Source organism: Bradyrhizobium paxllaeri, assembly GCF_001693515.2.
GTDB classification, from domain to species: Bacteria; Pseudomonadota; Alphaproteobacteria; order Rhizobiales; family Xanthobacteraceae; genus Bradyrhizobium; species Bradyrhizobium paxllaeri.
This window is the reverse complement of record NZ_CP042968.1, coordinates 4,353,483-4,379,197: the sequence shown is the minus strand read 5'-3', so window position 1 is coordinate 4,379,197 and position 25,715 is coordinate 4,353,483. Positions and strand designations below refer to the sequence as shown.

29 protein-coding genes are annotated in these 25,715 nt (G+C 61.9%); 15 read left to right on the top strand and 14 right to left on the bottom strand.

Translation table 11 applies throughout. The annotated features are described in order from the left end of the window. Positions 1-2 precede the first annotated feature (2 nt). The 3 genes from LMTR21_RS20935 to LMTR21_RS20925 all read right to left on the bottom strand — a co-directional run bounded on the left by LMTR21_RS20935 (position 3) and on the right by LMTR21_RS20925 (position 3,300). Positions 3-914, bottom strand: a complete 912-nt coding sequence (locus LMTR21_RS20935) for a carbohydrate ABC transporter permease (RefSeq protein ID WP_065756101.1) — start codon at positions 912-914, stop codon at positions 3-5. After that, positions 914-1,852 (bottom strand): carbohydrate ABC transporter permease, encoded by a 939-nt coding sequence (locus tag LMTR21_RS20930; protein ID WP_065756102.1) that lies wholly within the window; start codon positions 1,850-1,852, stop codon positions 914-916. Before LMTR21_RS20930 ends, LMTR21_RS20935 begins: the two co-directional genes overlap by 1 nt. A gap of 107 nt (positions 1,853-1,959) precedes the next feature. Next, positions 1,960-3,300: an ABC transporter substrate-binding protein gene (locus tag LMTR21_RS20925; RefSeq protein ID WP_065756103.1), complete on the bottom strand. Its 1,341-nt coding sequence runs from the start codon at positions 3,298-3,300 to the stop codon at positions 1,960-1,962. A gap of 454 nt (positions 3,301-3,754) precedes the next feature. On the opposite strand from LMTR21_RS20925, the gene LMTR21_RS20920 reads away from it, so the two are divergent. Further along, entirely contained in the window at positions 3,755-4,546 is a 792-nt protein-coding gene (locus LMTR21_RS20920; RefSeq protein ID WP_065756104.1) for a Spy/CpxP family protein refolding chaperone, read from the top strand. Between the two features lie 248 nt (positions 4,547-4,794). Here the strand turns inward: LMTR21_RS20920 and LMTR21_RS20915 are convergent, their stop codons facing one another. Together LMTR21_RS20915 and LMTR21_RS20910 are read right to left on the bottom strand one after the other, a co-directional pair. After that, positions 4,795-5,196: a VOC family protein gene (locus tag LMTR21_RS20915; RefSeq protein ID WP_065756105.1), complete on the bottom strand. Its 402-nt coding sequence runs from the start codon at positions 5,194-5,196 to the stop codon at positions 4,795-4,797. A 12-nt stretch (positions 5,197-5,208) separates the two neighbouring features. Further along, on the bottom strand, positions 5,209-6,411 hold the full coding sequence (locus tag LMTR21_RS20910; protein ID WP_065756106.1) for an acyl-CoA dehydrogenase family protein: 1,203 nt from the start codon (positions 6,409-6,411) through the stop codon (positions 5,209-5,211). A gap of 249 nt (positions 6,412-6,660) precedes the next feature. Here LMTR21_RS20910 and LMTR21_RS20905 point away from each other — a divergent pair, with 249 nt between their 5' ends. Then, positions 6,661-6,951 (top strand): PilZ domain-containing protein, encoded by a 291-nt coding sequence (locus LMTR21_RS20905; protein WP_065756107.1) that lies wholly within the window; start codon positions 6,661-6,663, stop codon positions 6,949-6,951. A 5-nt stretch (positions 6,952-6,956) separates the two neighbouring features. Here LMTR21_RS20905 and LMTR21_RS20900 read toward each other — a convergent pair whose 3' ends face one another. Further along, entirely contained in the window at positions 6,957-7,925 is a 969-nt protein-coding gene (locus tag LMTR21_RS20900; protein WP_065756108.1) for a Bug family tripartite tricarboxylate transporter substrate binding protein, read from the bottom strand. A gap of 83 nt (positions 7,926-8,008) precedes the next feature. Next, positions 8,009-8,677: a DsbA family protein gene (locus LMTR21_RS20895; protein ID WP_084030980.1), complete on the bottom strand. Its 669-nt coding sequence runs from the start codon at positions 8,675-8,677 to the stop codon at positions 8,009-8,011. Positions 8,678-8,871: 194 nt separating this feature from the next. Here LMTR21_RS20895 and LMTR21_RS20890 point away from each other — a divergent pair, with 194 nt between their 5' ends. Next, entirely contained in the window at positions 8,872-10,122 is a 1,251-nt protein-coding gene (locus LMTR21_RS20890) for an aminotransferase class III-fold pyridoxal phosphate-dependent enzyme (protein ID WP_065756321.1), read from the top strand. A 268-nt stretch (positions 10,123-10,390) separates the two neighbouring features. Here LMTR21_RS20890 and LMTR21_RS20885 read toward each other — a convergent pair whose 3' ends face one another. The 5 genes from LMTR21_RS20885 to fixL form a co-directional block, all read right to left on the bottom strand. Beyond that, positions 10,391-10,648, bottom strand: coding sequence for a hypothetical protein (locus LMTR21_RS20885; protein WP_065756110.1), 258 nt, complete (start codon positions 10,646-10,648; stop codon positions 10,391-10,393). A 41-nt stretch (positions 10,649-10,689) separates the two neighbouring features. Further along, positions 10,690-11,394 carry a helix-turn-helix domain-containing protein gene (locus LMTR21_RS20880; RefSeq protein ID WP_065756111.1) on the bottom strand — a complete coding sequence of 235 codons (705 nt, stop codon included), beginning with the start codon at positions 11,392-11,394 and terminating at the stop codon, positions 10,690-10,692. Between the two features lie 119 nt (positions 11,395-11,513). Beyond that, positions 11,514-11,951 carry a response regulator gene (locus tag LMTR21_RS20875; protein WP_084030966.1) on the bottom strand — a complete coding sequence of 146 codons (438 nt, stop codon included), beginning with the start codon at positions 11,949-11,951 and terminating at the stop codon, positions 11,514-11,516. Positions 11,952-11,994: 43 nt separating this feature from the next. After that, positions 11,995-12,612 (bottom strand): response regulator FixJ, encoded by a 618-nt coding sequence (gene fixJ / locus LMTR21_RS20870; protein WP_065756112.1) that lies wholly within the window; start codon positions 12,610-12,612, stop codon positions 11,995-11,997. After that, entirely contained in the window at positions 12,596-14,137 is a 1,542-nt protein-coding gene (gene fixL, locus LMTR21_RS20865) for a sensor protein FixL (RefSeq protein WP_065756113.1), read from the bottom strand. The genes fixJ and fixL overlap by 17 nt, the downstream gene beginning before the upstream one ends. Before the next feature lie 272 nt (positions 14,138-14,409). On the opposite strand from fixL, the gene LMTR21_RS20860 reads away from it, so the two are divergent. Both LMTR21_RS20860 and LMTR21_RS20855 read left to right on the top strand, forming a co-directional pair. Continuing rightward, positions 14,410-15,237 carry a universal stress protein gene (locus LMTR21_RS20860; protein ID WP_065756114.1) on the top strand — a complete coding sequence of 276 codons (828 nt, stop codon included), beginning with the start codon at positions 14,410-14,412 and terminating at the stop codon, positions 15,235-15,237. Between the two features lie 25 nt (positions 15,238-15,262). Then, entirely contained in the window at positions 15,263-15,688 is a 426-nt protein-coding gene (locus LMTR21_RS20855; RefSeq protein WP_065756115.1) for a CBS domain-containing protein, read from the top strand. A 22-nt stretch (positions 15,689-15,710) separates the two neighbouring features. Here the strand turns inward: LMTR21_RS20855 and LMTR21_RS20850 are convergent, their stop codons facing one another. Further along, positions 15,711-16,433 carry a CBS domain-containing protein gene (locus LMTR21_RS20850; protein ID WP_065756116.1) on the bottom strand — a complete coding sequence of 241 codons (723 nt, stop codon included), beginning with the start codon at positions 16,431-16,433 and terminating at the stop codon, positions 15,711-15,713. Between the two features lie 173 nt (positions 16,434-16,606). Between LMTR21_RS20850 and LMTR21_RS20845 the strand changes: the two genes are divergently transcribed. From LMTR21_RS20845 to LMTR21_RS20830, 5 genes are all read left to right on the top strand, one after another. After that, positions 16,607-17,590, top strand: coding sequence for a zinc-dependent alcohol dehydrogenase family protein (locus tag LMTR21_RS20845; protein WP_065756117.1), 984 nt, complete (start codon positions 16,607-16,609; stop codon positions 17,588-17,590). Beyond that, on the top strand, positions 17,587-19,155 hold the full coding sequence (locus LMTR21_RS20840; RefSeq protein WP_065756118.1) for a bifunctional aminoglycoside phosphotransferase/ATP-binding protein: 1,569 nt from the start codon (positions 17,587-17,589) through the stop codon (positions 19,153-19,155). The genes LMTR21_RS20845 and LMTR21_RS20840 overlap by 4 nt, the downstream gene beginning before the upstream one ends. Before the next feature lie 2 nt (positions 19,156-19,157). After that, complete coding sequence (locus tag LMTR21_RS20835) at positions 19,158-20,075, top strand: CHAD domain-containing protein (protein ID WP_065756119.1); 918 nt, start codon at positions 19,158-19,160, stop codon at positions 20,073-20,075. Positions 20,076-20,224: 149 nt separating this feature from the next. Then, positions 20,225-20,383, top strand: a complete 159-nt coding sequence (locus tag LMTR21_RS40145) for a hypothetical protein (protein ID WP_187399153.1) — start codon at positions 20,225-20,227, stop codon at positions 20,381-20,383. A 104-nt stretch (positions 20,384-20,487) separates the two neighbouring features. After that, on the top strand, positions 20,488-20,718 hold the full coding sequence (locus LMTR21_RS20830) for a DUF6894 family protein (protein ID WP_065756120.1): 231 nt from the start codon (positions 20,488-20,490) through the stop codon (positions 20,716-20,718). Here the strand turns inward: LMTR21_RS20830 and LMTR21_RS20825 are convergent. Continuing rightward, a complete protein-coding gene (locus LMTR21_RS20825; protein WP_187399152.1) occupies positions 20,687-20,995 on the bottom strand; it encodes a hypothetical protein in 309 nt (102 codons plus the stop codon). The genes LMTR21_RS20830 and LMTR21_RS20825 overlap by 32 nt on opposite strands. Before the next feature lie 135 nt (positions 20,996-21,130). Here LMTR21_RS20825 and LMTR21_RS20820 point away from each other — a divergent pair, with 135 nt between their 5' ends. The 5 genes from LMTR21_RS20820 (at position 21,131) to LMTR21_RS20800 (ending at position 25,693) form a co-directional block, all read left to right on the top strand. Further along, positions 21,131-21,862 carry a Crp/Fnr family transcriptional regulator gene (locus tag LMTR21_RS20820; RefSeq protein ID WP_065756122.1) on the top strand — a complete coding sequence of 244 codons (732 nt, stop codon included), beginning with the start codon at positions 21,131-21,133 and terminating at the stop codon, positions 21,860-21,862. Positions 21,863-22,067: 205 nt separating this feature from the next. After that, positions 22,068-22,283, top strand: coding sequence for a hypothetical protein (locus LMTR21_RS20815; RefSeq protein ID WP_057833869.1), 216 nt, complete (start codon positions 22,068-22,070; stop codon positions 22,281-22,283). A 171-nt stretch (positions 22,284-22,454) separates the two neighbouring features. Then, a complete protein-coding gene (locus LMTR21_RS20810) occupies positions 22,455-23,288 on the top strand; it encodes a universal stress protein (RefSeq protein WP_065756323.1) in 834 nt (277 codons plus the stop codon). A 106-nt stretch (positions 23,289-23,394) separates the two neighbouring features. After that, positions 23,395-23,820 carry a hypothetical protein gene (locus tag LMTR21_RS20805; RefSeq protein WP_148635990.1) on the top strand — a complete coding sequence of 142 codons (426 nt, stop codon included), beginning with the start codon at positions 23,395-23,397 and terminating at the stop codon, positions 23,818-23,820. A gap of 13 nt (positions 23,821-23,833) precedes the next feature. Beyond that, entirely contained in the window at positions 23,834-25,693 is a 1,860-nt protein-coding gene (locus tag LMTR21_RS20800; protein ID WP_065756123.1) for a PHA/PHB synthase family protein, read from the top strand. Positions 25,694-25,715 lie beyond the last annotated feature (22 nt).

The following is a 25,715-nucleotide window of genomic DNA, read 5'->3' as shown; positions in this document are numbered from 1 at the left end:
GATCAACCCTTCGTCGCACCGGCGGTCAGGCCGGCAATGTAATAGTCCATCAGGAACGCGTAGATGATGAGCGGCGGCGCGGCGCCGAGCAGGGCGCCGGTCATGATCTGACCCCAGTTGAACACGTCGCCCTTGATCAGCGTCGTGATGATGCCAACGGGCATCACGAGCTGGTCAGTCGACGTGGTGAACACCAGCGGATAGAGGAATTGCGCCCAGGAGACCGTAAAGGCGAAGATCGTCGCCGCGATCAGGCCCGGCAACGCCACCGGGATGAATATCCGCGTCAGCGTCTGGAACCATGATGCGCCGTCGATGATGGCGGCTTCGTCCAGTTCCTTCGGAATGCTTGCGAAGTAGCCGATCATGATCCAGGTGCAGAACGGTACCGTCAGCGTCGGGTAGAGGATCAGCAGCACGTACCATCTGTTGATGAGCTGGATGCCGGTCCAGTCGCCGATCACCGCGAACATCTTGAACAGCGGAATGAACAGCAGCGTCTCGGGAATGAGATAGGTCAGGAACACGCCGGTCGCGAGCGTTGCCGAACCCCAGAACCGCATCCTCGACAGCGCAAAGGCGGCGGGTACTGCTATCAGCATGGTGATGGTGACGACGAAGATCGATACGATCGCCGAATTCCAGAAGAAGCGCAGGAACTGGTTTGATGTCAGTAGCCCGGTGTAGTTCTCAAGGGTCGGATGGAACACCCACCACGGATTGGTCGCCGCCGAAATCTCCGCGCTGCTCTTCAGCGAGGTGATGAGCATGTAAACCGGCGGCGTCAGGAAGAAGATCGCGAAGATTACGAGGAAGAAATAGGACCAGCGCAGCGCCCAGGCGCGGTCGCGGCTCATGCTGCCGTACTTGACCTTGCGGGTCGGCGCGGCCTTGTCGATTGTCGCCGTGGTCATCAGGCTTCATTCCCGCGTTTGGAGATGTCGCGCAGGATGAAGATCGCTGCGATCGCCAGAATCGGCACCATGAAGAGAGACACACTGGCACCCAACGGAATATCGCTGCCTTCGATACCGATCCGGAACGCCCATGTCGCGAAGATATGCGTGCGGTCGAGCGGGCCGCCCGCGGTCAGGATGCGCACGATGTCAAAATTGGCAAAGGTCACGATCAGCGAGAACAGCGTCGTGATCGCGATGATATTGCGCATCATCGGCAGCGTCACATACCAGATGCGCTGCCACCAGTTGGCGCCGTCGATCGCGGCTGCCTCATAGAGCTGGTCGGGCACGGATTTCAGCGCGGCCAGGTACATGATCATGAAGAACGGCGCGCCAACCCAGATGTTGACGAGGATCACCGAGAAGCGCGCCCACATGGCATCGCCGGTCCAGGGGATCGGCCCGACGCCGAAGAAGGAGAGCGTGTAGTTGAACGCGCTGTAGGAAGGATCGAACAGCCAAAGCCAGGCCAGCGTGCTCATCGCCGGCGGGATCACCCACGGCACCAGCAGCATGCCGCGCCACTTGCGCTGACCCTTGGCCGGGATGTTGTGGACGAAATGCGCAATGATGAAGCCAAGCACCGCCTTGAAGATGACGGCCGTGATCGCAAAGATGCAGGACTGCTGGACGACGAGCCAGAATGTCTCCCGCTTGAACAGGAACTCGAAGTTACCGAGGCCGACAAAGCGCTGCATTGACTTGTTCAACGTCGCCAGGTGCAGCGCGTAGAAGGCGGGATAGACCACGAGGGTCGCAATCAGCAGAATCAGGGGTAGCGCCATCAGGAACGCCACGGTTGATTTGCGCTTGAGCATGTTGTGCAGGCCGCCTCGTTTGCCTACGGTTTTCTTGGTGGCGGCCCGGTTCGGCTGCAGTACGACGTCAGCCATGGTCTGTTCTCACCCTGTCACGTTCGGTCTGCTTCGCAGACGCCGCGATTGATGCGGATACGTAATGGCGGCCTGCGATCAGGCAGGCCGCCATATCGTCCCGTCCGTCAGCTTCGCATGAAGCCTTCGCACTCGCCTTCGGCCCAGGCGAGCACCTTCTCCATCGACTCGCCCTTGGAGTATCGCAGGCACATCTTGGTCAGCGTCGCCTGCGTGTAGATCTGCTGGGCGATCTTCGGCGGGGCGGGGGCCGCAGCGATCGAGAGTGTCTGATGGTTATGTGGGTTCGGATAGTGATAGAGCGTGCCCTTCGGCGGCGCTTCCTCCTGCCAGACCTTCAGCGTGGTGAGTTTCTCGTAGCAGGGCAGGTCGTAGCCGCCGCTCGCCACCACCATCTTCTCGATCGCGTCCGGCTGCGAAAGCGCCCTGAGCAAGCTCTTGGCCGCTTCCTTGTTCTTGGAGAACGACCAGGTGCCCCAGAAATAGGGCAGATAAGGTGCAAAGCGGCCCTTGGGCCCCGCCGGGAAGCCGTGGGTCCAGCACTGCTCGGCCACCTGCGGCGCGTCGCGTTTGGCGACCGCCCAGGCGCTCGGAGGGTTCATGATCAAAGCTCCCCTGCCGGAGACCAGCCATTTGTTGTTGGAGGCATCGTCCCAGGCGCCGACATCGGGCGGCAGGAAGGAGATGAGCTTCTTGTAGAACTCCAGTGACTGGCGCACCGCGTCGGTCTTCACCGTGACGTTGCCCTTCTCATCGACGAGGGCTGCGCCGAACGACTGGAAGATCGCGCCTGCCGTATCGACATTGTCGGTGGTCTCGCCGAGACCGATGCCGAAGGGAACGCCGCCCTTCTGGCAGGCTTCCGCAGCCTTCAGGAAGGTATCCAGGGTCCAGCTATCGGCCTTCGGCGGAGCGCCTGCCGGATACAGTGCCTGCACGTCGATGCCGGCATGCTGCTTCATCAGGTCGATGCGCGAGCAGGGTCCCTTGATCTGGCTGCCGACGCTGGAGGGCACCGCAAGCCACTTGCCCTTGGACTGGCCGAGATATTTTACGGTGCCGTTGGGTTCGCCGTTCAGCTTGATGAGGCCTTCCACGACGTCGTTCATAGGCTCCAGCAGCTCGGCCTGCGCATGCGGCCACCAGGTCTGCATGGCCATAATGTCATGACCGGATTTCGCTTGCGCTTCGGCGGCGATGGTGAGGATGAGCTTGTTGCCCTGGCTCGGAATGTAGTCGATCTGAACCTCGACCTTCTCTTTTTCCGCCCAGGCATTGACGATATCCGTCGAGGCCTTGTTCGCGCCGGGAACCCAGTGGTCCCAGAAACCGATCGAGAGCTTGCCGGCGGCGTGGGCGCCGCGCACATACGGCGCGGTAACGAGAGCTGCGGATGTTAGCGCTGTCGCAGCAACGAATTGTCGGCGAGAAAGCTTCCTACGAGACATGGCGTTTCCTCTTTGCTGAGCCAGATTTTGCTTTTTATTTTTGTTCTCCGTCTGGAGGAGAGCCGCGTCGAGGCGGTGGCCAGCGGAGATTTCGCAATCGGATCAGAACAGAATTGTTTGCATCTGTCGAGAAAACACCGCGGCCGTCGTTATTGAACTAACGTTGCGTGGAAATTCCGGGCGGCGGGAGCGACGATGCCATGTCATTGGGATCGTCAATAATTGACGCGGCAATATTGCGTTGCACACGTTTGTTATTCGTGTCCCGACCACGGGGTGTGCGACTGCGCCGCAGTCGCCAAATGGTGTCTTCCACCCCGGATATTTCCATCCGTGGAACCATCAGGGCGTAACGGTGGACGAGTTTAGGGCGGAAACGATAGTTTAGGCAGAAGAGGATTCCCGGCGCGAGACGACGCGCGCCCAACTCTCGATCGACGATGGAGACCAGATAATGACCCGTCCCTTGCACATTGTGCCGATGCCGTCGCGATTGCGTTTTGCGCTTGGCGTCATCGCCACGCTGGCTCTTGCTGCGCCTGCGACGGCGAACGCGCAAGGGCTGGTGCAGGGCGTGCAACAGGGGGCACGAGAGGGCAACAAGGCTGCCGGTCCGGTCGGCGGTGTCCTGGGCGGCGCGATCGGCGGCGTCGTCGGGGTGGTCACGGGCGTCACCGGCGTTTTCACCGGAGGCAATAACAACAATCCCAATGCCAAGGGCGGACAGGCACCTGCGACGAAGGATGCCAAACAGGGCGAGGCTTCCAAGCAGGGCGAGGCCAAGCAAGGCGAAGCATCGAAGCCGTCCAAGGGGAGCAAGGCGACCAAGACCGCGAAGCAGCAACCACAGCAGCAGCCGGCCGTCCTTACCCAGACTGGCGCGCCGCAACTGACGGCCGAACAGATCGTCGCCAACAGCGACGCCAATATCGAACGGATCAAGAAGGAGCTAAACCTCACACCCGAGCAGGAAAAGCATTGGGCCGGCTTCAACAGTGCGATGCACTATCTCGGTCATAACGGCGCTGATCGGCTCAACCTGCGCGTGGCGCGCGCCAAGCGCGATCCGCCTGACGACATCATCGAGCAGATGCGCAATGAGGCCCAGTTTCTCAACGACCGCGCCGTCGATCAGCGCAACGTGGCGGATGCGGCCGAGCCGCTATTCGCCAGCCTGGACGACAAGCAAAAGGCGGTCTTCATTCAGGAAATGGTCAATCTGAGCCACGAACGCGGGCTCGATTAGCGGCGCACTGCCGAGCGAATAGCCGGGTACGCAGGCCCTGGGGTAGGTTGAAAGGCACGGCACCCGGCTACTCTGCCGCAGCGGCGCGGCTCCCCCAATCTCATTGCAATGATGAAGAAACCCTGACGGACTGGCGCCATAGTCGTGGCTGACTTGCGGCGTTGTCGGGAACTTCATTCTTTGGTTGCAAGTGTTGCTCCCCAACATCACGTACGGCACCGGCTGCCGTCGATTAGGAGCCGGGGGGCTCAGGTCTTTGGAAAGTTCAGTTCGACGCCAACGCCATCGGGATCGTAGAGGAAGAACTGGGTATCGCCGGTCCGTGGCACGATGCTCTCGCGGAATTTGACGCCTTTCGACTGCAGGCGCCTGCGCATCCCTTCGACGTCGGTCGCCGCGAAGGCGATGTGATCGAATCGTCCGGTATCTTCATACTTCCGCTCGGTGCCGCGCACCACGATACCATCGCGCGGCTTGCGCGTGCCCATCAGATGCACCGTGGCGGTGCCGCCCGAGTAGAGCCAGTAGCCGGGGAAATCGAGCGGCGGGCGGTCGCCATTCTCCAGCCCAAGGACGTCGCAATAGAAATCCTTGGTGCGCTCGAGGTCGGATGGCTCGATGGTGTAATGCTGCAGGACGCCAAGTCCCATGGTCGTTCTCCCCTAAACAAAGCTGAGATCGGTATCGACGCCCATCATCCAGGCGCCGACGGTTTCAAAATGCCGGAGCTGGCCCTGCAACTGCTGGGTCACCGTATGGATGTCGCGGAATCGCCGCTCCAGCGGATGGTTCTCGAAGATCGCGGTGGCGCCCGCGGCGTTGTAGGCAAAGTCGACCGCTTCGCGCGCCTTGTGAATGGCATGGGTGGAGGCCATGCGGATGTTCATGCGCTGCGCCACCGTAATCGTCGCGCCGGCGCCAAGATCCTTCCAGGTGTCGGCCATCGACTGCAACACGTAGCCGCGCGCGGCGCGGAGATTGACTTCCGCCTGGGCGAGGTTGCTTTGAACCACCGCATTGTCGCGCAGCGACATCCTCGCGCCACGCGGCACCTTGTTGCGCATCGTCTCGACGAAATTGTCGAGCGCGGTGCGGGCGATGCCGCAGGCAACGCCGGCAAAGCCGACCTGGTAGCAGGTGTGGTTGCTCATGCGGTAGAGCGGGCCGCGCTCGCGGCATTCGCGGTCGAACTCGCGGGTAATCGAATGGTCCGCGCGCACGAAGAAGTCGTTGAGCGCGAACTGGTCGCTGGCCGTGCCGCGCAGCCCGACCGTATTCCAGATGTCGGTCCACTCGACGTCTTCGGTGCGTACCAGCATGGTGCGTTCGAGCGGGGCTCCATTGGCGTCGCGTTTGGGCGAGCCGTCGGCTGCATAGATCGGGCAGTGCGCCCCGAGCCAGGTCGCGTGCCGGCCGCCGGACGCAAAGGACCACGCTCCGGTCACCCTGTAGCCGCCCTCGCATTCGACGGCGCGGACCTTGGGGCCGGGACCCCACGCCAGCACGGCGCGCGGATCGCCGAAGATCGCCTGGGCCACCGGCAAGTCGAGATACGCCGCCGACATCGCGCAGCCACCGGCCTGGCTGAGGCACCAGGCGGTGGAAGCGTCTGCTTTGGCAATGGTTTCGATGACGTGGAAGAAAGTGACGGGATCGGTTTCGATCCCGTTGGTCGAACGGGGCAGCAACAGCCGGAACAATTGCGCGTCGTGCAGCTTGTCGAGCAGAGCCGGCGGCAGCCGCCGCGCGGTTTCGATATCGTCGGACGCTTTCGCGACATCCTCACATATGGCTTCGGCCCGGGCGATCACCGCCTGGTCGCCCGCGAGATCGGCAGAGCTTGCGATCGCTGCGTTCAAGATCATGTGTGGGTCCGTCGTGTCCGCGTGCCAGTCATTGGTGAAAAGCTAGCGTGCCGTCGCCGCAATCGGCAAGCCCATGGCGACGCGGAGCACATGTGCAGATAGCCGATCCGCGATTTCGTGCCGCTCTGCACAATGGTCCTGACGCTATGGCAAGTCCGGTCTATCGCTGCGGCGCACACGCCGACTTGTTTAAGGTTTTGCGCTAGCGTTGCGGTTTAGCCGGGATCGATCCAGAACGGGACGAACAGGATGGAAGAGAAACGCAAGTATCCGCGAACCCTGATCGACGAGCCCGCCTATGTCTCTTCGGGCGGTTCCGTCATGTCCTGCGTGGTGCGGAATATCTCGCCCGCGGGGGCGGCGATCGACGTCGACAACCCGGCCTTCGTCCCGAAACACTTTCGGCTCGTGATGGCAAAGGATCCCTCGATCGTGCATGAGTGCCGGGTCGCCTGGATCCAGAAGAACCGTATCGGCCTGACCTTTACCAGGATCGTGGATGCCGCTGTGGAGCAGCCGTCATCCAACCAGGGCTGCTGAACGCACTATTCGATCCGCAACTTTGCATCGCGTACGACCTTGCCCCACTTGTCCATCTCAAGCCTGATCCGCGCGCCGAACTGATCCGGCGTGTTCGCAACCGCCTTGAAGCCGAGCGTCGTGAGGCGTTCCCTGACGTCGGGTTGCGCGACGATCCCGGCAATCTCGCGATGGAGCAGATCGATGACCGCCTTCGGGGTTCCGGCCGGCGCGACAATACCGGTCAGCGTGTCGGCTTCCTGATCGCTCACGCCCTGTTCGGCAAAGGTCGGCACGTTGGGCAGGCCTGCGGCACGCTCGGCCGAGGCAACGCCGAGCGCGCGCAACTGTCCACTCTGCACCGCGGACAAAGCAGGCGGCAGCGCCGTGAAAGCGATCGGCGTGTGTCCGCCGACCGTCGCTTGAATGGCCGGGGCGGCGCCCGTGAAAGGGACGTGGACCAGATCGAGCTTGAAGGCGAGGCGAAACAGCTCGCCGCCCAGATGGGGCGTCGATCCGACCCCGGGCCCCGCAAAGCTGTATTTGCCGGGATTGTCCCTGATGAGCTGCACCAGTTCGGGCAATGTCCTGGCAGCGACCTGCGGGTTGACCACCACGACATTCGGCGAAACCGCAACCAGCGTCACCGGCGCGAAATCCTTGACCGGATCATACGGCACCTTGGCGTAGAGGCTGGGATTAACGACGAAGCCGGTGCTGACCACCATGATGGTGTAGCCGTCCGGCGCCATGCGGGCGACCTGGCCGGCCGCGGTGTTGCCGCCGGCGCCGCCGATGTTCTCGACAAAGAATTGCTGGCCGAGATTGTCGCTAAGCTTCTGGGCGACGACGCGGGCGATGACGTCGGTCGGTCCACCGGCAGGAAAGCCGACCACGACGCGTACCGGCCTGCTCGGATAGTTTTGCGCCGAGGCCGCCACGACGCCCGACAGCAGCCACACGGCTGCCAGCAATACCCGTACAGCCGCGGTCATGGCGTTCTCCCCCAGATGTTTGTTGGGGGCATCATCGGCGAGGCAGCGGCGCCGGACAAGGGGCTTCCGGGAGGTGCGCCGTGCTATTTCTTGAGCAACGGTGTGATCCGTTCTTCCAGCTCCTCGAACGACATCGAGCCTTGCAGCTTTACACCGTTGAGGAAGAACGTCGGCGTTGAGGTAACCTTCAATTCCCGATGGGCGTACTGCTGATCGTTGCTCAGCTTGTCGAACTGCGCCTGGTCTTCCTCGCAGGTCTTGACGTCCTCTTCGCTCATACCGTGCTGCTTACCGACATAGAGCAGCGTTTCCTTGGTCTGCGTCATCAGGCGGTCCTGCAACTTGAACAACAGCTCGACTGCTGCGAGGTACTTTTCGGAATCGCCCTTGCCGATACAGCGCGCCAGTATCGAGGCTGCGGCCGCTTTGATGTCGAGCGGGAATTCGCGGAACACGAAACGCACCTTGCCGGTGTCGATATACTTCGAACGCAGCATCGGAAAAACATTTTGGCCGAACGCCGCGCAATGCGGGCAGCTCATCGACGAATACTCGGTGATGGTGACCGGCGCCTTTTCAGACCCGATGGCGATGTTGGGGAGGGACACCGGTTTGGCGACGTTAGCCGCAATCGTGCTTTGCGCCATCGCGGAGCCCGCGAGGGTGAGCGACGCGAATGCAACAAGCGCGACGAAGGCAATGGGGCGATGGACGTTCAACGTTGCTCCGAAACGATTGCGGCAAGGGATGATCAAACGGGAGCTCGTCTTTTATTGCTTTAGAAAGCCAAAAGCCACCCGATCGGATTGATCCCATTGGGAACCGCGCATTTGTGATCAGGCCGGCTATGGGACCTTGTCGCCTGTCATGCGCGATGGTTTGATGGTCGTGACGCCCGCGCCACTGAGGCTCGGTTCTGTCAAACGAAATGCATCACGAGAACGTCATGACCCAGCACATAGCGCGGTTAAGCGAAACGCAGACAGCGGATGCGACCTTGCGAGCGAGGGCCCAGCGGGTCGTTCCCGGTGGCATGTGGGGCCATCTGAATGCCGCGCGGCTTCCAGAAGGCTACCCGCAATTCTTCGCCTCCGCTGAGGGGTGCCGCGTGCGCGACGTCGATGGGCGCGAGTACATCGATTTCATGTGCAGCTGGGGGCCGATCCTGCTCGGCCATCGGCATCCCGAAGTTCAGGCGGCGGCCGCGGCGCAGGCTGCCAAAGGGGACTGCCTGAACGGTCCGGGCGAGGTGATGGTGGAGCTTGCCGAGGATCTCGTCGCCATGCTGCCGCATGCGGACTGGGCGATGTTTCAGAAGAACGGCGGCGACGCGACGACAAGCTGCGTGACGATCGCACGCGCCGGCACCGGACGCCGCAAGGTGCTGGTCGCGCGCGGCAGCTATCACGGCGCGCTGCCATGGTGCTCGCCGAGCGTTGCCGGCGTGACGGCCGAGGACCGCGCGCATCTCCTGCATTTCGAGTACAACGATGTCCAGAGCCTGCAAGCGGCCGTCGAGCAAGCGGGCAAGGATCTCGCCGCGATCCTGGTGACGGCTTTCCGCCACGACATGGGACGCGATCTCGAATTGCCGACGAAAGAATTTGCCGAAGCTGCGCGCGCGGCTTGCGATGCGGCCAACGCCGCTCTGATCATCGATGAAGTGCGAGCGGGACTGCGCCTTGATATCAGAGGGAGTTGGGAATCGCTCGGCGTGCGTCCGGACCTGTGCGCCTGGAGCAAGGCGATTGCCAACGGCTACGCGCTCGCCGCTGTTACCGGCAATGATCGCTTCCGCGAAGCCGCCACCAAAATATTCGTCACCGGATCGTTCTGGTGCGGCACGGTGGCCATGGCGGCGGCGCGGGCGACGTTGCGGATCGCGCGCGAGACCGATGTGCCCGGACATATCCGTGCGATGGGCTTGAGGCTGCGTGAGGGATTGGCCGCGCTGGCGAGTGAACATGGCATAGCCATCCGCCAGAGCGGTCCGCCGCCGATGCCGCTGATGCTGTTCGAGGGCGATCCGGAGGTACGCAAGGGCAGGGCGTTCTGCTCGGCCGCGCTACGCCACGGCGCGTTCTTTCATCCCCAGCACAACATGTTCCTGTCGTCGGCGCATCGTGCAGCCGATATCGACGAGGCGTTGCAGGCGGCTTCGCATGGCTTCAAGGCCGTCCGCGAGCTGGAAGTGTGATCCGGATTTGCGGACATCCATAAAAATGCCCCGCAACGCGGTCGCTACAACCGACGATGGCGGGGCAGTCTTAGGAGAAAACGGCGAGATCGCCGAGTGATGCGGGACATCCTCGTCCGGCATGTAGATCGACCATCTCCGCATTTCGCCGGTTTCGCATTGACGTGGATCAAATCGACGCCAGCACGAGATTACATGGTACGGCGGGGGCAGCCGACCGCGCAGGCTCGCAAGTGCTCGAGCTTCAATTAACGTCGCGATCAATTCCTTACGCGACGCGGTTCCATGAATGCTTGCTGCGCACGGGCGAATAGACCGCGGGATGTTCGAACTCATGATGACCGCTCAGGTGCATGACCTCGACGCAATCGGCGTTGAGGCGTTCGTTATCCACCAACCGCTCTGCCAGCACTATCGCCTGGGAAGGTTCGTCCGATTGGACATCGATCTGGCGCTGCAGGCATTTGAAGCTGTGCCCGTCGGAATTGCAGAGATCCTTGTAGAAGGAGACGCGATAATTGTTCATCCGGCACCTCCCATCCTTCCGGCTTTTGCCCCAGCTTACTCTCAGGCGTCCAGATCCGCCAGTCGCTGGCGATTGCGTAGCACGATTTGGCGGGCGCTGGAGAACACCAGAATGCCCTGGTCGCTGAGTTGTGAAAGCGCCCGCGAAACGGTCTCGAGCGTCAGGCCAAGATAGTCGCCGATGTCGCGGCGGCACATCGGCAGCGCCATCATGCCGGCTTTGGCGAGCCGGCGGTCCATCTCCAGCAGGAAGGTGGCAACTTTTTCCATCGCGGTCTTGCGGCCCAGCAGCAGCATATGGTCTTCGGCATGCCGGAGGTCGCTTGCGGTCATGATCCAGAGGTTATGGGCTACCTGGACATTCGATCCGGCGACGGCTTCGAGGCTGCGCCGCTTCACCAGGCGGACCGTGGTCTCGCCAATCGCTTCAGCCGTCAGGCGATGGGCCGTACCGGCATCGAGGCCGAACACGTCGCCGGGCAGGTGGAATGCGCCGATCTGCCGCCGTCCGTCGTTGAGGAGCTTGTAGGTGCGCACCGCGCCGCGGACCACCTGATAGACGTATTCGCAAGGCTCGCCCTCGCCGTAGATTTCCTCGTCCTTGCGGTAGGAGAATTCGGTGGCGATCACACCCGCGCAGGTCGCGATCACGCTGAACTGATCAACGGCTGGAACACTCTGGGCGCGCGGGGCGGGGAAAACCTTGGCTGCCGGGACTGCCGCGGCGGTGATCGTCTGGGTGAGCATTTGCCATCTCCTCGATGCGGGATGGCTTTGGTGTAATTGGGATTTTAGCTGCCCGATATTTGGGGCGATATCCTAAGGGAGATCCCCTACGGGGTTTTACGGAGGGGAGCCGACCGGCTTCAGGACTGGTTCGCCGCGTTCGGCGCATTGATGGCGTTTCGAACGCAATCGACCAGGTTGCCGTCCAGGTTGGGTTTCAAGAGCACGTGGCGCACGCCGACCAAACTGGCCTTGGCCGAGATGCCTTGGTCGGGATAGCCCGTGATCAGAATGATCGGGGTTGAAACGTCGAGCCTTCGCAGCCGATAGGCCAGTTCCAGGCCGTCGAGCTCCGCCATCTTGTAGTCAATCACGAGACAATCCGCTCGATTGCGGGTGGAGGATCCGAGCAGCGCGGTTCCGCTGCGGAAGGTCCGGACGTCGAAACCCTCGGTCTCCAGCAGAAATCGCAGCGACGTCCGGACATCGTAATCGTCATCGACGACGTAGACCATCGCCTTCCGGGGCGGAAGGCCCACGCTGGCTTTATCTGTGGCACTGTGGCGGGTGTCGATCATGCCGACAGAGTAGAGGCTTTTCCAGCCGCCGAATTGACCTGCCTCAATCTTCGACGAAGCCTGCCCGGATCGCAAACCGCACCAGTTCGGAAAGATTGCCGGCCTGCATCTTGGTCATCACGTTTGCCCGGTAGACCTCCACCGTGCGCGGGCTGATGTCGTATTCCCGGGCGATGGCCTTGTTCGATTGGCCCGTCACCAGCCCCTGCATCACCTGGCGTTCGCGCTGGGTGAGGCTGGCGACGCGCGCTGCCATGTCGGCCGACAACGCTTCGCCTTTCAAGTTGCTCTCGCGTTCCGCAAGGGCGGCCTCGATCATGCCGATCAGCCGGTCGTCCTCGAACGGCTTTTCCAGGAAATCGAGCGCCCCGAGCTTCATCGCTTCGACGGCCAGCGGCACGTCGCCATGGCCGGTCATGACGATCACCGGGAGTTTTCGCGGCCGCGCGTTCAGTTGGCGCAGCAGTTCCATGCCGTCGATGCCGGGCATGCGTACGTCGGTGACTACACAGCCGGGCTCGAGGTTCGCAACCTCGTTCAGGAAAGCCTGCGCGGAATCGAAAAGACGGACGCTGAAGCCGGCCGAACCCAGCAGGAAATCCAGCGAGTCGCGCATCGCCGGATCGTCGTCGATGACATAAACCTTAGCGTTCGCTGGCATCGGTCATATCCTTGGCATGCGCGGCGGGCAGCGTGAAGCGGAAGGTCGCGCCACCGGAGCTGTTGGTTTCGGCCCACATCCGCCCGCCATGGGTTTCGATGATGGTGCGGCTGATGGAAAGGCCGACGCCCATGCCGGCCTCTTTCGTTGTGAAAAATGGCTGGAACAGGTGTGTAAGCGCATCGCCGGCGAAGCCGGAGCCGGTGTCGGAAACGGCAATTTCGATCATGTCGTCTGCAGCCCTGATATTTGAGGCAATCAGCTCCCGGTGCGTCGAGGCCGCCATCGCTTCCAGCGCATTACGGAATAGATTGACCAGCACCTGCTGGATCTGGACCCTGTCGGCAAGCACGAGATCGCAGGTCGGATCCAGGTTGAAGCGCAGGAATACGCCCTGTTCGCGGGCGCCGGTGAGCCCGAGCGCGCCGGCTTCTTCGATCATCTTTGAAAGGCTTTCGACGCGCTTCTCGGACGCTTCGCGGGCGACGAAATTGCGCAACCGCCTGATGATGTCGCCGGCACGGATCGCCTGCTCCGCGGCGCGATCGAGCGCGACTTCGATTTTCGGCGCGTTGGCGTCGCTGCTGCCGGCCAGCAGGCGGCGCGATCCCTTCATATAATTGCTGATCGCCGACAGCGGCTGGTTGAGCTCGTGGGCGAGGGCAGAAGCCATCTCGCCCATTGCGCTCAGGCGGGAGACGTGGACCAGTTCGGACTGCAGCTCCTGCAGCCGCGCCTGGGTCTGTTGCTGCTCGGTGAGGTCGCGGACAAAGCCGGTAAAGAAGGGCCTTTCCGCGGAATGCATCTCGCCGATGGTCAGATGCATCGGAAATGTGGTGCCGTCCTTGCGCATGCCGGTGACGATACGCCCGATGCCGATGATGCGCCGTTCGCCGGTCTTCAGGTAACGCGCGATATAGCCGTCGTGACGGCTGCGGTCCGGCTCTGGCATCAGCGCGCTGATGTTCCTCCCGATCGCCTCGGGTTCGCTGTAACCGAACTGACGCTCGGCGGCGCTGGAGAAGAACTGCATGATTCCATGCTGGTCGATCACGATCATCGCGTCCGGAATCGTGTCCAGAATCGAGCGAAAGTGCCGCTCGCGCGTCCGGACCGCGTCCTCAAGACGTTTCTCGCGGTTGATGTCGATCATCACGCCGCTGAGCCGGGCGGGAGCGCCGTCGGGACCATTGACGGTCGTGCCCAGCGCACGCACCCAGTGACCTTCATCCGAGTGCCGGCGCACCCTGTACTGAACATCGAAACTGCATCCGGTAGCGATCGACTGTTGTACAGCCTCGGCCGTTCGGTCGCGATCCTGCGCATCGAGCAGGGACAGGAAGAGGTCATAATCGACAGGGGCATCCAACTCGACGCCGAAGAGCTTCCGCGCGGCGCTGGACCAGCTCAACTTGAGGGTCGATAGCTCGAGATCCCACGCGCCGACGCATGCCCCCTCGGCACCGCTGCGCACGTTCTGCTCGAGTGGGTCTTGATCTTGAAAGGGTCGATCGGCGTTGAACATGCTTCGCCTTCCGGACTGCTCTGGCTCATCAGATACCGCATTGGATCGGGCATGGGAAACAGCGGTAAAGCAACATCATAAAGGCTCAGCATCTATTTGATAATATGTGTAATTTTCGAATTTCCACCGACGCGCTGGCTGCGATGGCTGATGCTTCAAAGAGGCCAACGCGATTCTTGATCTAGGTCAGCTTCAAATCGGTGCCGCCCTCTAGGATGTCGCCGTGCGGGCAGCGCCCGCACGGCATTTCGTCCCAAGGCGTGGAGCAGGTAATGGACTACAAAACCATCATGGTCGGACTGGCGCTGGACCGACCCAACGATGCCTGCCTCAGGGTTGCCGGAGATATCGCCGAACGATTCGGAGCGCGAATCATTGGCGTTGCTGCCTCGGATCTCAGGCCGCCGATGTACTTCGCGAGTGGCGCCTTTGCGCAAAAGCTCCTGGAAGAGGAGACCGTTGCTATCGAGCGACAGTTATCGGAACTTGAATCGGAGTTTCGTGCTTCGGTCGAAAAGCGTGCAACGGCGGTGGAGTGGCGCGCCAGCCGCACGTTACCGGTGCCCTACGTGCTGCAGCAGGCAAGAGCCGCCGATATCCTCGTGGTCGGCGCGCGCTCCGAAACCCTGGTGGACCCCAATGTGGCTCCCGATCCAAGCGATCTGGTGATGCAGGCGGGCCGGCCGCTCATTGTGGTGCCATCCAGAGCCGAATGGCTCGATCTGAGAAGCGTTCTGATCGCCTGGAAGGACGTGCGGGAAGCACGCCGGGCCGTGTTCGATGCTCTGCCGATTCTGGCTGCTGCAACGGAAGTCACCATTGCGGAGGTTCCGGAGCAGGATGACCGTCGCGCGGATGCGCTCTCGCATGTTGCCGACGTGGCGGCATGGCTGCGCGGCCACGGCATTGCGGCGAACACCCTCGTTCCCGAAAAGGCCGGTAACGTGACCGAGCAGCTCGAGAAGATTGCCGGAAATGTCGGAGCGGGCGCCGTGATCGCCGGCGCCTACGGTCACTCGCGATTGCGCGAATGGGTGCTGAGCGGCGTGACACACCACCTTGCAACTGAATCGCGCCGCTGCGCGTTCCTGTCCCGTTGAGAATTTGCAATGGCGAGGACCCACCATGCATAAATTTCTCGAAGCAACCGTCGGACAATACATGACGCGCGAAGTGAAGACGGTTTCGCGCGACAACACCATGCGCGAATTGCATGGGATGTTCGAGGCCGATGATTTCAACTGCTATCCGGTGCGCGAGGGCGACGACGTTGTCGGCATCGTGAGCAATTTCGATTTCCTGAAATGTTTCGCCTTCAACCCCGGCCGCATGGTGCCGGCCTATGACGACCTGTTGTCGCGGATGGTGGTGGATGTGATGACGCCGGAATTCATCTATGTCGATCCGGCAACGAAACTGACCCGCGTCCTGCAGCTGATGGTGGACCACCGGATGAAGAGTCTGCCCGTACTGGACGCCGAGCAGCGGCTGGTCGGGATCATCTCGCGCGGGGACATCATGCGTGTCCTGACCGAGAGCGCGCGCAGATAGGTTGCTTCCGCGGGATGCGGGTCTAGTCCGCCTTTGCCATCTCAATGTCCTCCGGCGACTTCAGGATCATCCCGGACATGGTATCGACCCAACAAAGGTGGTCATGAACTTTGTTCACGCCTGGGATGTTCTGCGCGGCTACAATGGCTGCTTGTCGCGAACGTTCGTCGGTGATCACGCCACTCAGATGGACGATGCCGTCGCGCACGATAACGTTGAGCCCGAACGGGCTCCAATCGTTCTTGTCGATCGCGGCGAAGACGCGGCTGCGAATGTGGTCGTCGTCGGCGGTCGGATCGGGAATTTCATGAGCAAGGCTTGCGACCGCTTGCATCAGATTGGTACGCGACAGAATGCCGACGAGCCTGTCGCCGTCCATCACCGGCAGGCGCTTGACGCTGTTGGCTTCCATCGCATTGACGACCTCTTCCAGTGTCGCGTCTTGTGTAACGGTGACCGGGTCGCTGGTCATGACGTCCGAGACCCTGCGGCCGTGTTCTTGAACGTAATCGACGGCGGAGTCGCCTAACAGGACCTTGAGCCAGCGGCCGCGCTTGCGCTGCGTGCCAATCTCGCTGCGGCGAATGAAATCGCCCTGGGAAACGATGCCGACGAGGGCTCCGGCGGCATCGACTACCGGGAGCCCGCTGACATGATGCCGCAGCATGGTATTGGCAGCTTCAATGATAGTGGCATCAGGTGCGATCGTGACAACGGAGCGGGTCATGATCTGGTGGGCACGCATGTGACGATCTCCTGTTCCATGCCATCAGGAAATGGCAGAACGCCGCGGCTGGCGCAGCTCCGTTGACGCCGCCATGTTAGAGAATGTGCACTCGGGCTCGATTGACCAGGATCAAACGTACTCCCGTTCGCACCGGTTAGGCTGCACACGCTTGCGTGAGGATAAGCGACGACATGCACGCCATGGTCCTGAATGCGCCCGGCGCGCCGCTGCAGTTTGAGCTGCGAAAGGAACCGATGCCCGGGCCCGGCGAAGTGCGCGTCAAGGTCGGCGCCTGCGGCGTGTGCCGGACCGATCTGCACGTCGTCGACGGGGAATTGCCTGACATCGCCTACCCGATCGTTCCCGGTCACGAGGTGGTTGGCCGCGTGGAGGCCCTTGGCCCTGGCATGACTTCTCGCATGATCGGTGAGAGGGTCGGCGTCCCCTGGCTGGGGCATACCTGCGGCGAATGTTGCTATTGCCGAAGCGGCCGCGAAAATCTGTGCGACCGGCCGCGCTTCACCGGTTACACGCGCGACGGCGGCTTTGCCACGCATCTCGTCACGGATAGCAGCTATTGCTTTCCGCTCGGCGAGGCCGGCGATGATGTCGCCATGGCGCCTCTGCTTTGCGCAGGCCTGATCGGTTGGCGCTCGCTGGTGATGGCGGGCGAGGGGATGCATCTCGGCATTTTCGGCTTCGGCGCGGCCGGGCATATCGTTGCGCAAGTGGCGCGGTGGCAGGGCCGTTCGGTCTATGCGTTCACCCGTGCGGGCGACACGGATACGCAGGGGCTTGCAAAATCGCTCGGCGCAGAGTGGGCGGGCGGGTCGGAGGACCTGCCTCCGGTGCCGCTCGACGCGGCCATCATCTACGCACCGGTCGGTTCCCTCGTGCCATTGGCACTGCGCGCCGTACGCAAAGGAGGGCGGGTGGTCTGCGCCGGCATTCACATGTCGGACATTCCCTCATTCCCTTACAACCTGCTCTGGGAGGAACGGCAGTTGGTTTCAGTCGCCAACCTTACGCGCAATGACGGCATCGAATTCTTCGAGGTCGCCGCGCAAGCAGGCATCAAGACGCACACCAGCGTATTTCCGTTGCGCCAGGCAAACGAAGTCCTCTCGAAGCTGCGGGCCGGGCAGATCACCGGCGCGGCCGTGCTGCAGCCATGATCGCCCAGCCGCCCGCCAGTACGGCTGGAGTCGAGGCCGACCCGCAGCGGGAGGTGCTGAAGTTCCTCGACGGCTCCAGCTTTGGTCCGGCCAAGGGCGGCAGGCGGATCGACACCCATGCCTCGATGGTTTTTCTCGGCGCAGATCGGGCCTTGAAGATCAAGCGTGCCGTGCGCTTGCCATTCCTCGATTACTCGTCATTGGAGAAGCGCAAGCGCGCCTGCGAGGAAGAACTGAAAGTCAATGCCGGCAACGCCCCCAAGCTCTACCGGCGCATCGTCGCCATCACGCGCAATTCCGACGGCGCCTTCGAAATCGGCGGCTCGGGCACTCCGGTCGAATGGGCGGTCGAAATGACACGGTTCGACGAGACGCAGTCGCTCGATTGTGTCGCGAAATCGAAGACGATCGATGCATCGCTTGCGACCGCCACGGCCGACGCCATTCTGCGATCCCACGACAACGTGCCGCGCGCAGACGGAGAAAGCTGGCTGGCCTCCATTCGACCGATCATCGAGCGCAATACCGCAAGGTTTCGCACCGTGCGCGGGCTTGATGCCGTTGCCGTCGACCAACTCGATGCTGCGAGCAGCGATACTGCAACAACGTTGCAGCCGTTGCTCAGGCAGCGTGCCGAGCAGGGGTGCGTGCGCCGTTGCCATGGCGATCTGCATCTTGCCAATATTGCCCTGGTGGACGGCCGGCCGCTGTTGTTCGATGCCATCGAATTCGATCCGGTCATCGCCACAACGGATGTGCTTTACGATCTCGCTTTTACGCTGATGGATCTGATCCATTTCGATCAACGCGCGGCGGCAGGCACAGTCTTCAATCGCTACCTTGCGGAGGCAAGGGAGGAACAGATCTCTGGCCTCCGCCTGCTGCCGCTGTTCCTGTCGGTGCGGGCGGCGATTCGCGCGCATGTGCTGTTCGTGAAGAGCGAACATGCCGACGAGAGCGACGCGGTGTGGCGGGAGGCCAAGCGCTATTTCGATCTGGCCGGACGCCTCATCATGCCCAAGCCGCCGCTGCTGGTGGCGATCGGCGGGCTGTCGGGGACAGGCAAGTCGGTGCTCGCGCGCGGGCTCGCGGGCCTGATCGAGCCTCCGCCCGGCGCGGTCATCGTTCGATCGGATGTGGTTCGCAAGCGCCTGTTCGGTACCAGCGAAACCACCGCTCTGCCGGAGTCCGCCTATCGGGCGGACATTACGAAACGCGTCTACGACGCGCTTGCGGACACCGCGCAGCGCGTCCTTGCCCAGGGCTGTTCGGTCGTCCTCGATGCCATGTATCTGCAGGAATGGGAGCGGACCGAAATCGCCGACCTCGCGGCCGGGCGCGGCGCGCGATTCGTCGGCCTATTCCTGACGGCTGACCTGGCGACCAGATTGGCGCGGATCGAGCAACGCAGGGATGATGCATCCGATGCAACGCGGCATATCGCCCTGAAACAGGAGGCGGTCGGCGCGATAAATTGGCATATGATCGATGCCTCGGGCACACCGGAGCAGTCGCTGCGCAATGCCTGTGTGCCGCTATTCGCGCCAGCGCGGGGGGTGAGCTGACAATGGCGGCGCCGACCAGAACGACCAGCCGGCGCAAGGTCCCCGCGGCGGCAAGCCTCGATTGTGCAACCGCATTCCAGGCGATGGCGCTCGACTGCGTCGCGGCCATCAAGGCCCATCACAGCAGCGCATGCGCCGGCGATGCCGAGGCCGTGCATCAGATCCGCATCGCTATCACGCGGTTGCGCTCCGCGGTGGCGTTCTTCGCACCGATCGTGGTCGATGCGGAATGGCTGCGTCTGAAGAAGGAGATCGCGTGGCTGAATGGCTCGCTCGGTGCCGCACGCGACAGTGATGTCCTGCAGGAATATGCGCGCCGCAAGCGATACCGCGCATGGGCACAGCGCATGATCGGGAAGCAACTCGATCAGCGCCAGATGCGGGACCACCGCCAACTGGTTCGCGCTCTGCGCTCGGTTCGGACGCAACGTCTGATCTCGGCAATGGCAGGCTGGATCAGGCGAGGGCCATGGCTGGCGCGCTGGCAGCGGCGCAAGGACGCGGAGGCGCTGCAAATCTATTGTGCCCGTGAACTCATCCGCTGGTACGGGCGATTGGTCCGCAAGGGACGCCGGCTGAAGACCCTGGGCACCTCGCGCCGTCACCGGCTACGGATCAAGTTCAAACGGTTCCGCTACATGCTTGAAGCACTGACGGAAACCGTCAGTCTGTGGGGTCGCCGCGAAGTGCGCCATCTGCATCGGCCGGCAAAACGGCTGCAGCGCGCATTGGGCGACCTCCGCGACCTCAAGCGATTTGCGAGCCTTGCCGACGATGCGCCGCAAGCAAAGAAGGACAAAGCAAACAAGCATCCGCCGGGCTACCGCCGTCGCAAGGAAAAGCTGCTCGACGCTGCGCTCGCGTCTCATCGCGAGATCGCCATGCCTTTCGCCGGTTCCATTCTCCAGAATTCAATCTAAGCCATTGTGAGAACGACACTTCCTTCGGATTGACGAGAATTCGCACGAGCCTCGCCTCGCGATCCTGCGGCTGGCCCCGTCGCGGCACGCTGCAGGCAACAGGAACCTTTGGCAGGGTTGACGCCTAATCCTTCCAAGGAGGTAGCGGCATGAGCAAGGAAACTCCCAAAGACGACCCGCGTCAGCAGACCGACTGGGGAACGCACAGGCAAACCGACAAGCCGTGGAAGGGCAATCCTGAAAAGGAACAGAAGTCCGGCACGACCAAGTCCGACCCGGACAAATGGCAGGAATCGAACACGCATTGAGGGAACTGACGATGGTTGTGAAGGAGCCGGCCGACAGGTAGGCAACTGCCAAAGAGTTTGGTTGCGTATGGGTCGAGAAGCATGCGCCGTAAGGGAATGCCCTCATGCCACGTTACTTTTTCAACGTGTATTACGACAGGGTCGAACTTGATGAGGAAGGTGAAGAATTACCCGACGTGCGAGCGGCATGGCGGGAAGCAACGGTAACCGCGGGACAGATCATCCAGGATCTCGACGGAAAATTGCGCCCGGGCAAGGACTGGCGGATGGAGGTAACCGACGAGTCCTCCAATCCGCTCTACGTCATTCACGTCTGCGCCGAAAAGCCCAAGTAAGAACGCAAGCGTGAGTTCGTTCAATCTGGTTGCGCCGCGAGCCGCGGAGAAACCAGGCATTCCGAAGCTGGATTATTTGGGGCCCCTGCAAGCCCGGGGAGGAAAGCCAGCGGTCGATGCTGGCCGCAGCCTCGTTTGCCATCGCAATTTCGATGAGACGGTCGCGTTCCCGGCCCGGCGGCAGGCCGGCGGCCTCTTCCCGCGCGCGAAGGGCAATCTGGCCCAGCCGCTCCTGAAGCGTGAGGGCCGGGCGGCTGCGATTGCGTTTCTTCTTCATGACGGACCTCCGTGCGGGTTCTGAAACCCTTCCACGTCAGGGTGGCGGCGTCCTTAACGTTTGTTGGGAACCCCGCACCGGCCGGTCCGTTGCGTTCACTGAAGGACAGTCGTCCAAACGGAGGAGACACGGGTTTTGGATCGGGAGCTGGTCTTTGCGGCGATGCTGCGGCGGCTCAATACCGTCTCAGGATTGGAGGAGGCAGATATCGCCGCATTACGCGAGCTACCGATTGCCATTCGCCACTGGGAAGCGGGTAGAGCGATCGTATCGGACGGTGAGCGCCCGACGGATAGTTGTCTGGTTATCGAAGGCTTCTGCATTCGGTCCAAGGTCATAGCCAGCGGCCAGCGGCAAATTCTCTCCATCCATATCCCGGGGGAAATTCCCGACCTGCAGAGCCTGCACCTGCACCGTATGGACCACGATCTCATTAGCTTGACCGCGTGCACGCTGGGTTTCATCAGCCACGCGTCGCTGCGGGCGCTGACACGGGCGAAGCCGAACCTGGCGGAAGTACTCTGGCGCGACACGCTGATCGATGCAGCGATGTTCCGGGAATGGATCGTCAATGTCGGGCAGCGACCGGCGACGGGGCGGCTCGCCCACATCGTTCTCGAACTTCGCAGGCGGCTTGAAGTTACCGGCCGGCCAACGGCCGACAATTTCGAAATGCCGCTGACGCAGGAACAAATCGGCGAGGCGCTGGGCATCACGCCTGTGCATGCCAACCGTGTGATCCGGCAACTGCGCGAGGAGCGGATCGTCGACATCAGCCGGGGCCGGGTGACGGTACTCGACGAAGCAAAGCTCGGGGAATTGGCGCAGTTCGACGATCGCTACCTCCACCAGAATCCGTCGCTCTGAAAATAGATATGAAAGCCGCGGATGGCGAAGCTGTCAGGCGAAATGACACCGTGTCCGTCTGATTTCCGTGAATTTTTGGAACGATTCGTTTTCGGGAAAATTATGCAATATGTGTCCAAGGGATGACACAGCAAACTCAAGCGGCTGCTGATAGCAGTCCCGCCCCCTAGACGCATTGGCAGCCGCTCCCTTTTTTAGCCACCCCATGAAGGATTTTGCAAATGCGTCGTTCCCGCCCGAGATTATCTCGGTGATGGAAGCGGCATTTGATGCCGCGGTGGCTTCGCTTCCCGAACCGGTCAGCTCCAGTCACGTTCAGGCTATTGCCGAGGCGATCCTACGCGCCGCTCGCGACGGAGAATACGATCCGGTAGTCTTGCAACGACTGGCGCTAATGGAACTGCAGATCATTCCGCGATAGCACGGCGTGATACATTTGCCGCGGCGCGCGATCTCGCATTCGCTTCCTGAGATACAAGGAGCCAATTCGAGCTTGATGTGGGTCAACCTCGGCCCTCCGTCCATCGTTTATCTTTGCCGGCATAATCGGGACGGGGCCGTCAGCGCCCCGCGAATGTGTGGGAGAATGGCGATGTTCAGGAACATTCTGGTTCATATTCCCTCAGAGCGTCAGATGCGGCCGGTGATCGACGTCGCTGTTGCCCTGACCGTTGCACGCCGCTCGCACCTCGATGCGATAGCCATCGGCTATGAAGCGAGGAGTGCCGTCGGGATGATTGTCGAGGGCGGCGCCGCCGCTGTTGGAGCCGTCATGGGGGCTGAACAGGATCGCGCCCAGGAACGAGCGAACGCCGCGATCGCCATGTTCGAGATCGAGGCCAAGCTCGCCAAAATCGCCTACGGCGTCAGGAGCTTCGTGACAATTCCTGCCGACGCCGGGCGGACCATCAGCTCGCTTGCCCGGCTTTACGACATGACAATCGTGCTGCAGCCCAACCCCTCAAGAACCAGTTACGACAACGAGATTCCGCAGCAGATCCTGTTCAATTCCGGTGGGCCGATGCTGATGGTTCCCTATATCCATAAGGGACCGCTTGACGCCCATTACGTCGGCATTGCCTGGGACGGCAGCCGCCTTGCGGCCCGTGCGTTGCGCGATGCGATGCCGTTTCTGATGGGCGCGAATGCCGTGACCGTGATTGCGGTCAATGAGGAGGAGAGCGAAGCGTCCTCAGGCCAGCTCGCCGCGCATTTGGCGCGGCGCGGCATTGCCGCCCGGGTGCAACGGCTGACGACGGACCGCGGCAATGTTCAGGGCGCCATTCTGTCGATCGCGGCCGAAAGCAATATGGGTCTCCTGGTGATGGGTGGGTACGGCCATTCGCGATTGCAGGAGCGAATTCTGGGCGGCGTCACGCGCAGCATGTTCGACAGCATGACCGTACCGGTGCTGATGTCGCACTGATATCGGACGGGAACGGGATGTGACTTTTTGTCCGTGTGAGTTCCTTGTCGCATGTCTTTCGGCTGCGGCTGGCGTCGCAATGACGCCAGTTTGATGCACCTCAATGTTGGATCCGAAGCCGGTCAATATCATTTCGGCGAAAACCTGGAGATCGGAGATTGTCATGGCAGAACTGTCTGAGCGGGTAGCTTCCGGTTCCTTTCCGACCGTCGCAAATGGGGAAGCCGAAGCCACCAAGCTGAACCAGGGCGCGTTGGAGTTCATGCTCGGTGCGCAGAAGATGATGTTAGCGGAGCTGGTATTTCTCGGTGACGAGATGCTGGAACGAACGCGAACCGAGATGCATCTGTGCACGGAGTTCGTCGCGAAAATGGCCGGCGCGCACTCTGTAAAGGACATCCAGACCATGTGCCAGGAATGCGGCCAGCATCAGCTCGACTTCTTCCGCCGTGACTCCGAGCGGCTGTTCAAGCATGGCGAGCGGATGATCGCGGCCACGTCGAATTTGATCAATGGCCGCTCCCTGAACTGATCGGCTAACCAGCATGGACCGGAAATCGACCCTGCCGACGGCGGAAGTCGCCGTCTTGCCGCTTCATCCCCGTTCCGCAGAGCAGAGCGATGGCCGGCAGCCGGCAGCCACGGTCGAACCACAGGTCTCCGCGTTGAGGGCAGGTGCCGATAGCACCGAGACATATCAAGCCGACCGCGCTTTGCATGCCATGCTGGCACGCCTGAGCGGCGGCATTTCGCCAGCCGCACTGTCGCTGGCCTATATGGACTGGCTATTACACCTGGCCGCGGCGCCGCAGCGGCAGATCGAGATCGCGCAGCAAGCCCTGCTCAACGTCAGGCGCTTGTTCGACGCGTCGCAGCATTTCCTCTCGCCTGGCCAAGGGCCATGGTCGCTGATCAAACCCCAGCCGCAGGACAAGCGCTTCGGGCGACCGGAGTGGGAACTACTACCGTTCAATCTGATGGCCCAGGCCTTTCTGCTCGCCGATCGATGGTGGCACAACGCGACCACGGGCATGCGCGGTGTCTCGAAGCAGAACGAGGCAATCGTCGAGTTCTCAGTCCGACAAATGCTGGACGTGATGTCGCCCTCCAATTTCGCCGCGACCAATCCGGAAGTGCTGCGGCGAATGCTGGAGAGCGGCGGTGGCAATTTCCTGCGCGGCTGGCAGAATTTCTGGAGCGACTGGACACGCCTGGTTTCGGCAGGCCTCGGCCCGATCACAACAGGAGAGTTTGTCGTCGGCGAAACCGTCGCCACATCGCCCGGCAAAGTCGTGTTCCGCAACGAGCTGATCGAGTTGATCCAGTATTACCCGACCACCGACAAGGTGCATCCGGAACCGGTTCTGATCGTGCCGGCCTGGATCATGAAATACTACATTCTCGATCTGTCGCCGCAGAACTCGCTGGTCAAATATCTCACCGGCGAAGGCTTCACCGTCTTCATGATCTCGTGGCGCAATCCGGAAGCTGGTGATCGCGACATCGCTTTTGACGACTATAGAAAGCTGGGCGTTGACGCGGCGCTCGATGCGATCGGCGGTATTGTGCCGGGTCGGCAGGTGCAAGCGCTGGGTTATTGCCTCGGCGGAACGCTGCTCGCGATCGCTGCCGCCTCCATGGCGCGCAATGGCGACGAGCGCTTGAAGTCGATCAGCCTGCTGGCCGCACAAACCGACTTCACCGAGGCCGGTGAACTGACGCTGTTCATCAACGAAAGCCAGGTTGCGTTCCTTGAGGACATGATGTGGGAGCGCGGCGTGCTCGATACCACGCAGATGGCGGGAGCATTCCAGTTGCTGCGTTCCAACGATCTGATCTGGTCGCGGCTGACGCGCGACTATTTGATGGGGGAGCGGGCCGCGCCAAGCGACCTGATGGCCTGGAATGCCGATGCCACGCGCCTGCCATACCGGATGCATTCGGAATATCTGCGCAAACTGTTCCTCGACAACGACCTTGCCGGCGGACGATACCTCGTCGAGGGCAAACCGATCTCGCTGTCGGACATACATACGCCGATGTTCGTGGTGGGCACCGTTCGCGATCACGTCGCGCCGTGGAAGTCCGTCTACAAGATCCACTATCAGGTCGATGCCGATGTGACCTTTGTTCTCGCCAGCGGCGGCCATAATGCAGGAATCGTGGCTCCTCCGGGCGAAGAAGGGCATACGTACCGGATCAGGACCAAGGCAGCGGATGCCAGATATGTCGGTCCCGATGAATGGCGGACCATGGTGCGGGCGGTCGAAGGATCTTGGTGGCCCGAATGGACCAAGTGGCTCTCCGGACGATCCGGCGAGCCATCCGAGCCACCGCGCATGGGCACCCAAGCCGTGCAGGCAGAACACTTGCCCGAGGCTCCCGGCGACTACGTTCGCCATTGACGCGGGTCCGATCGCCAAGCCG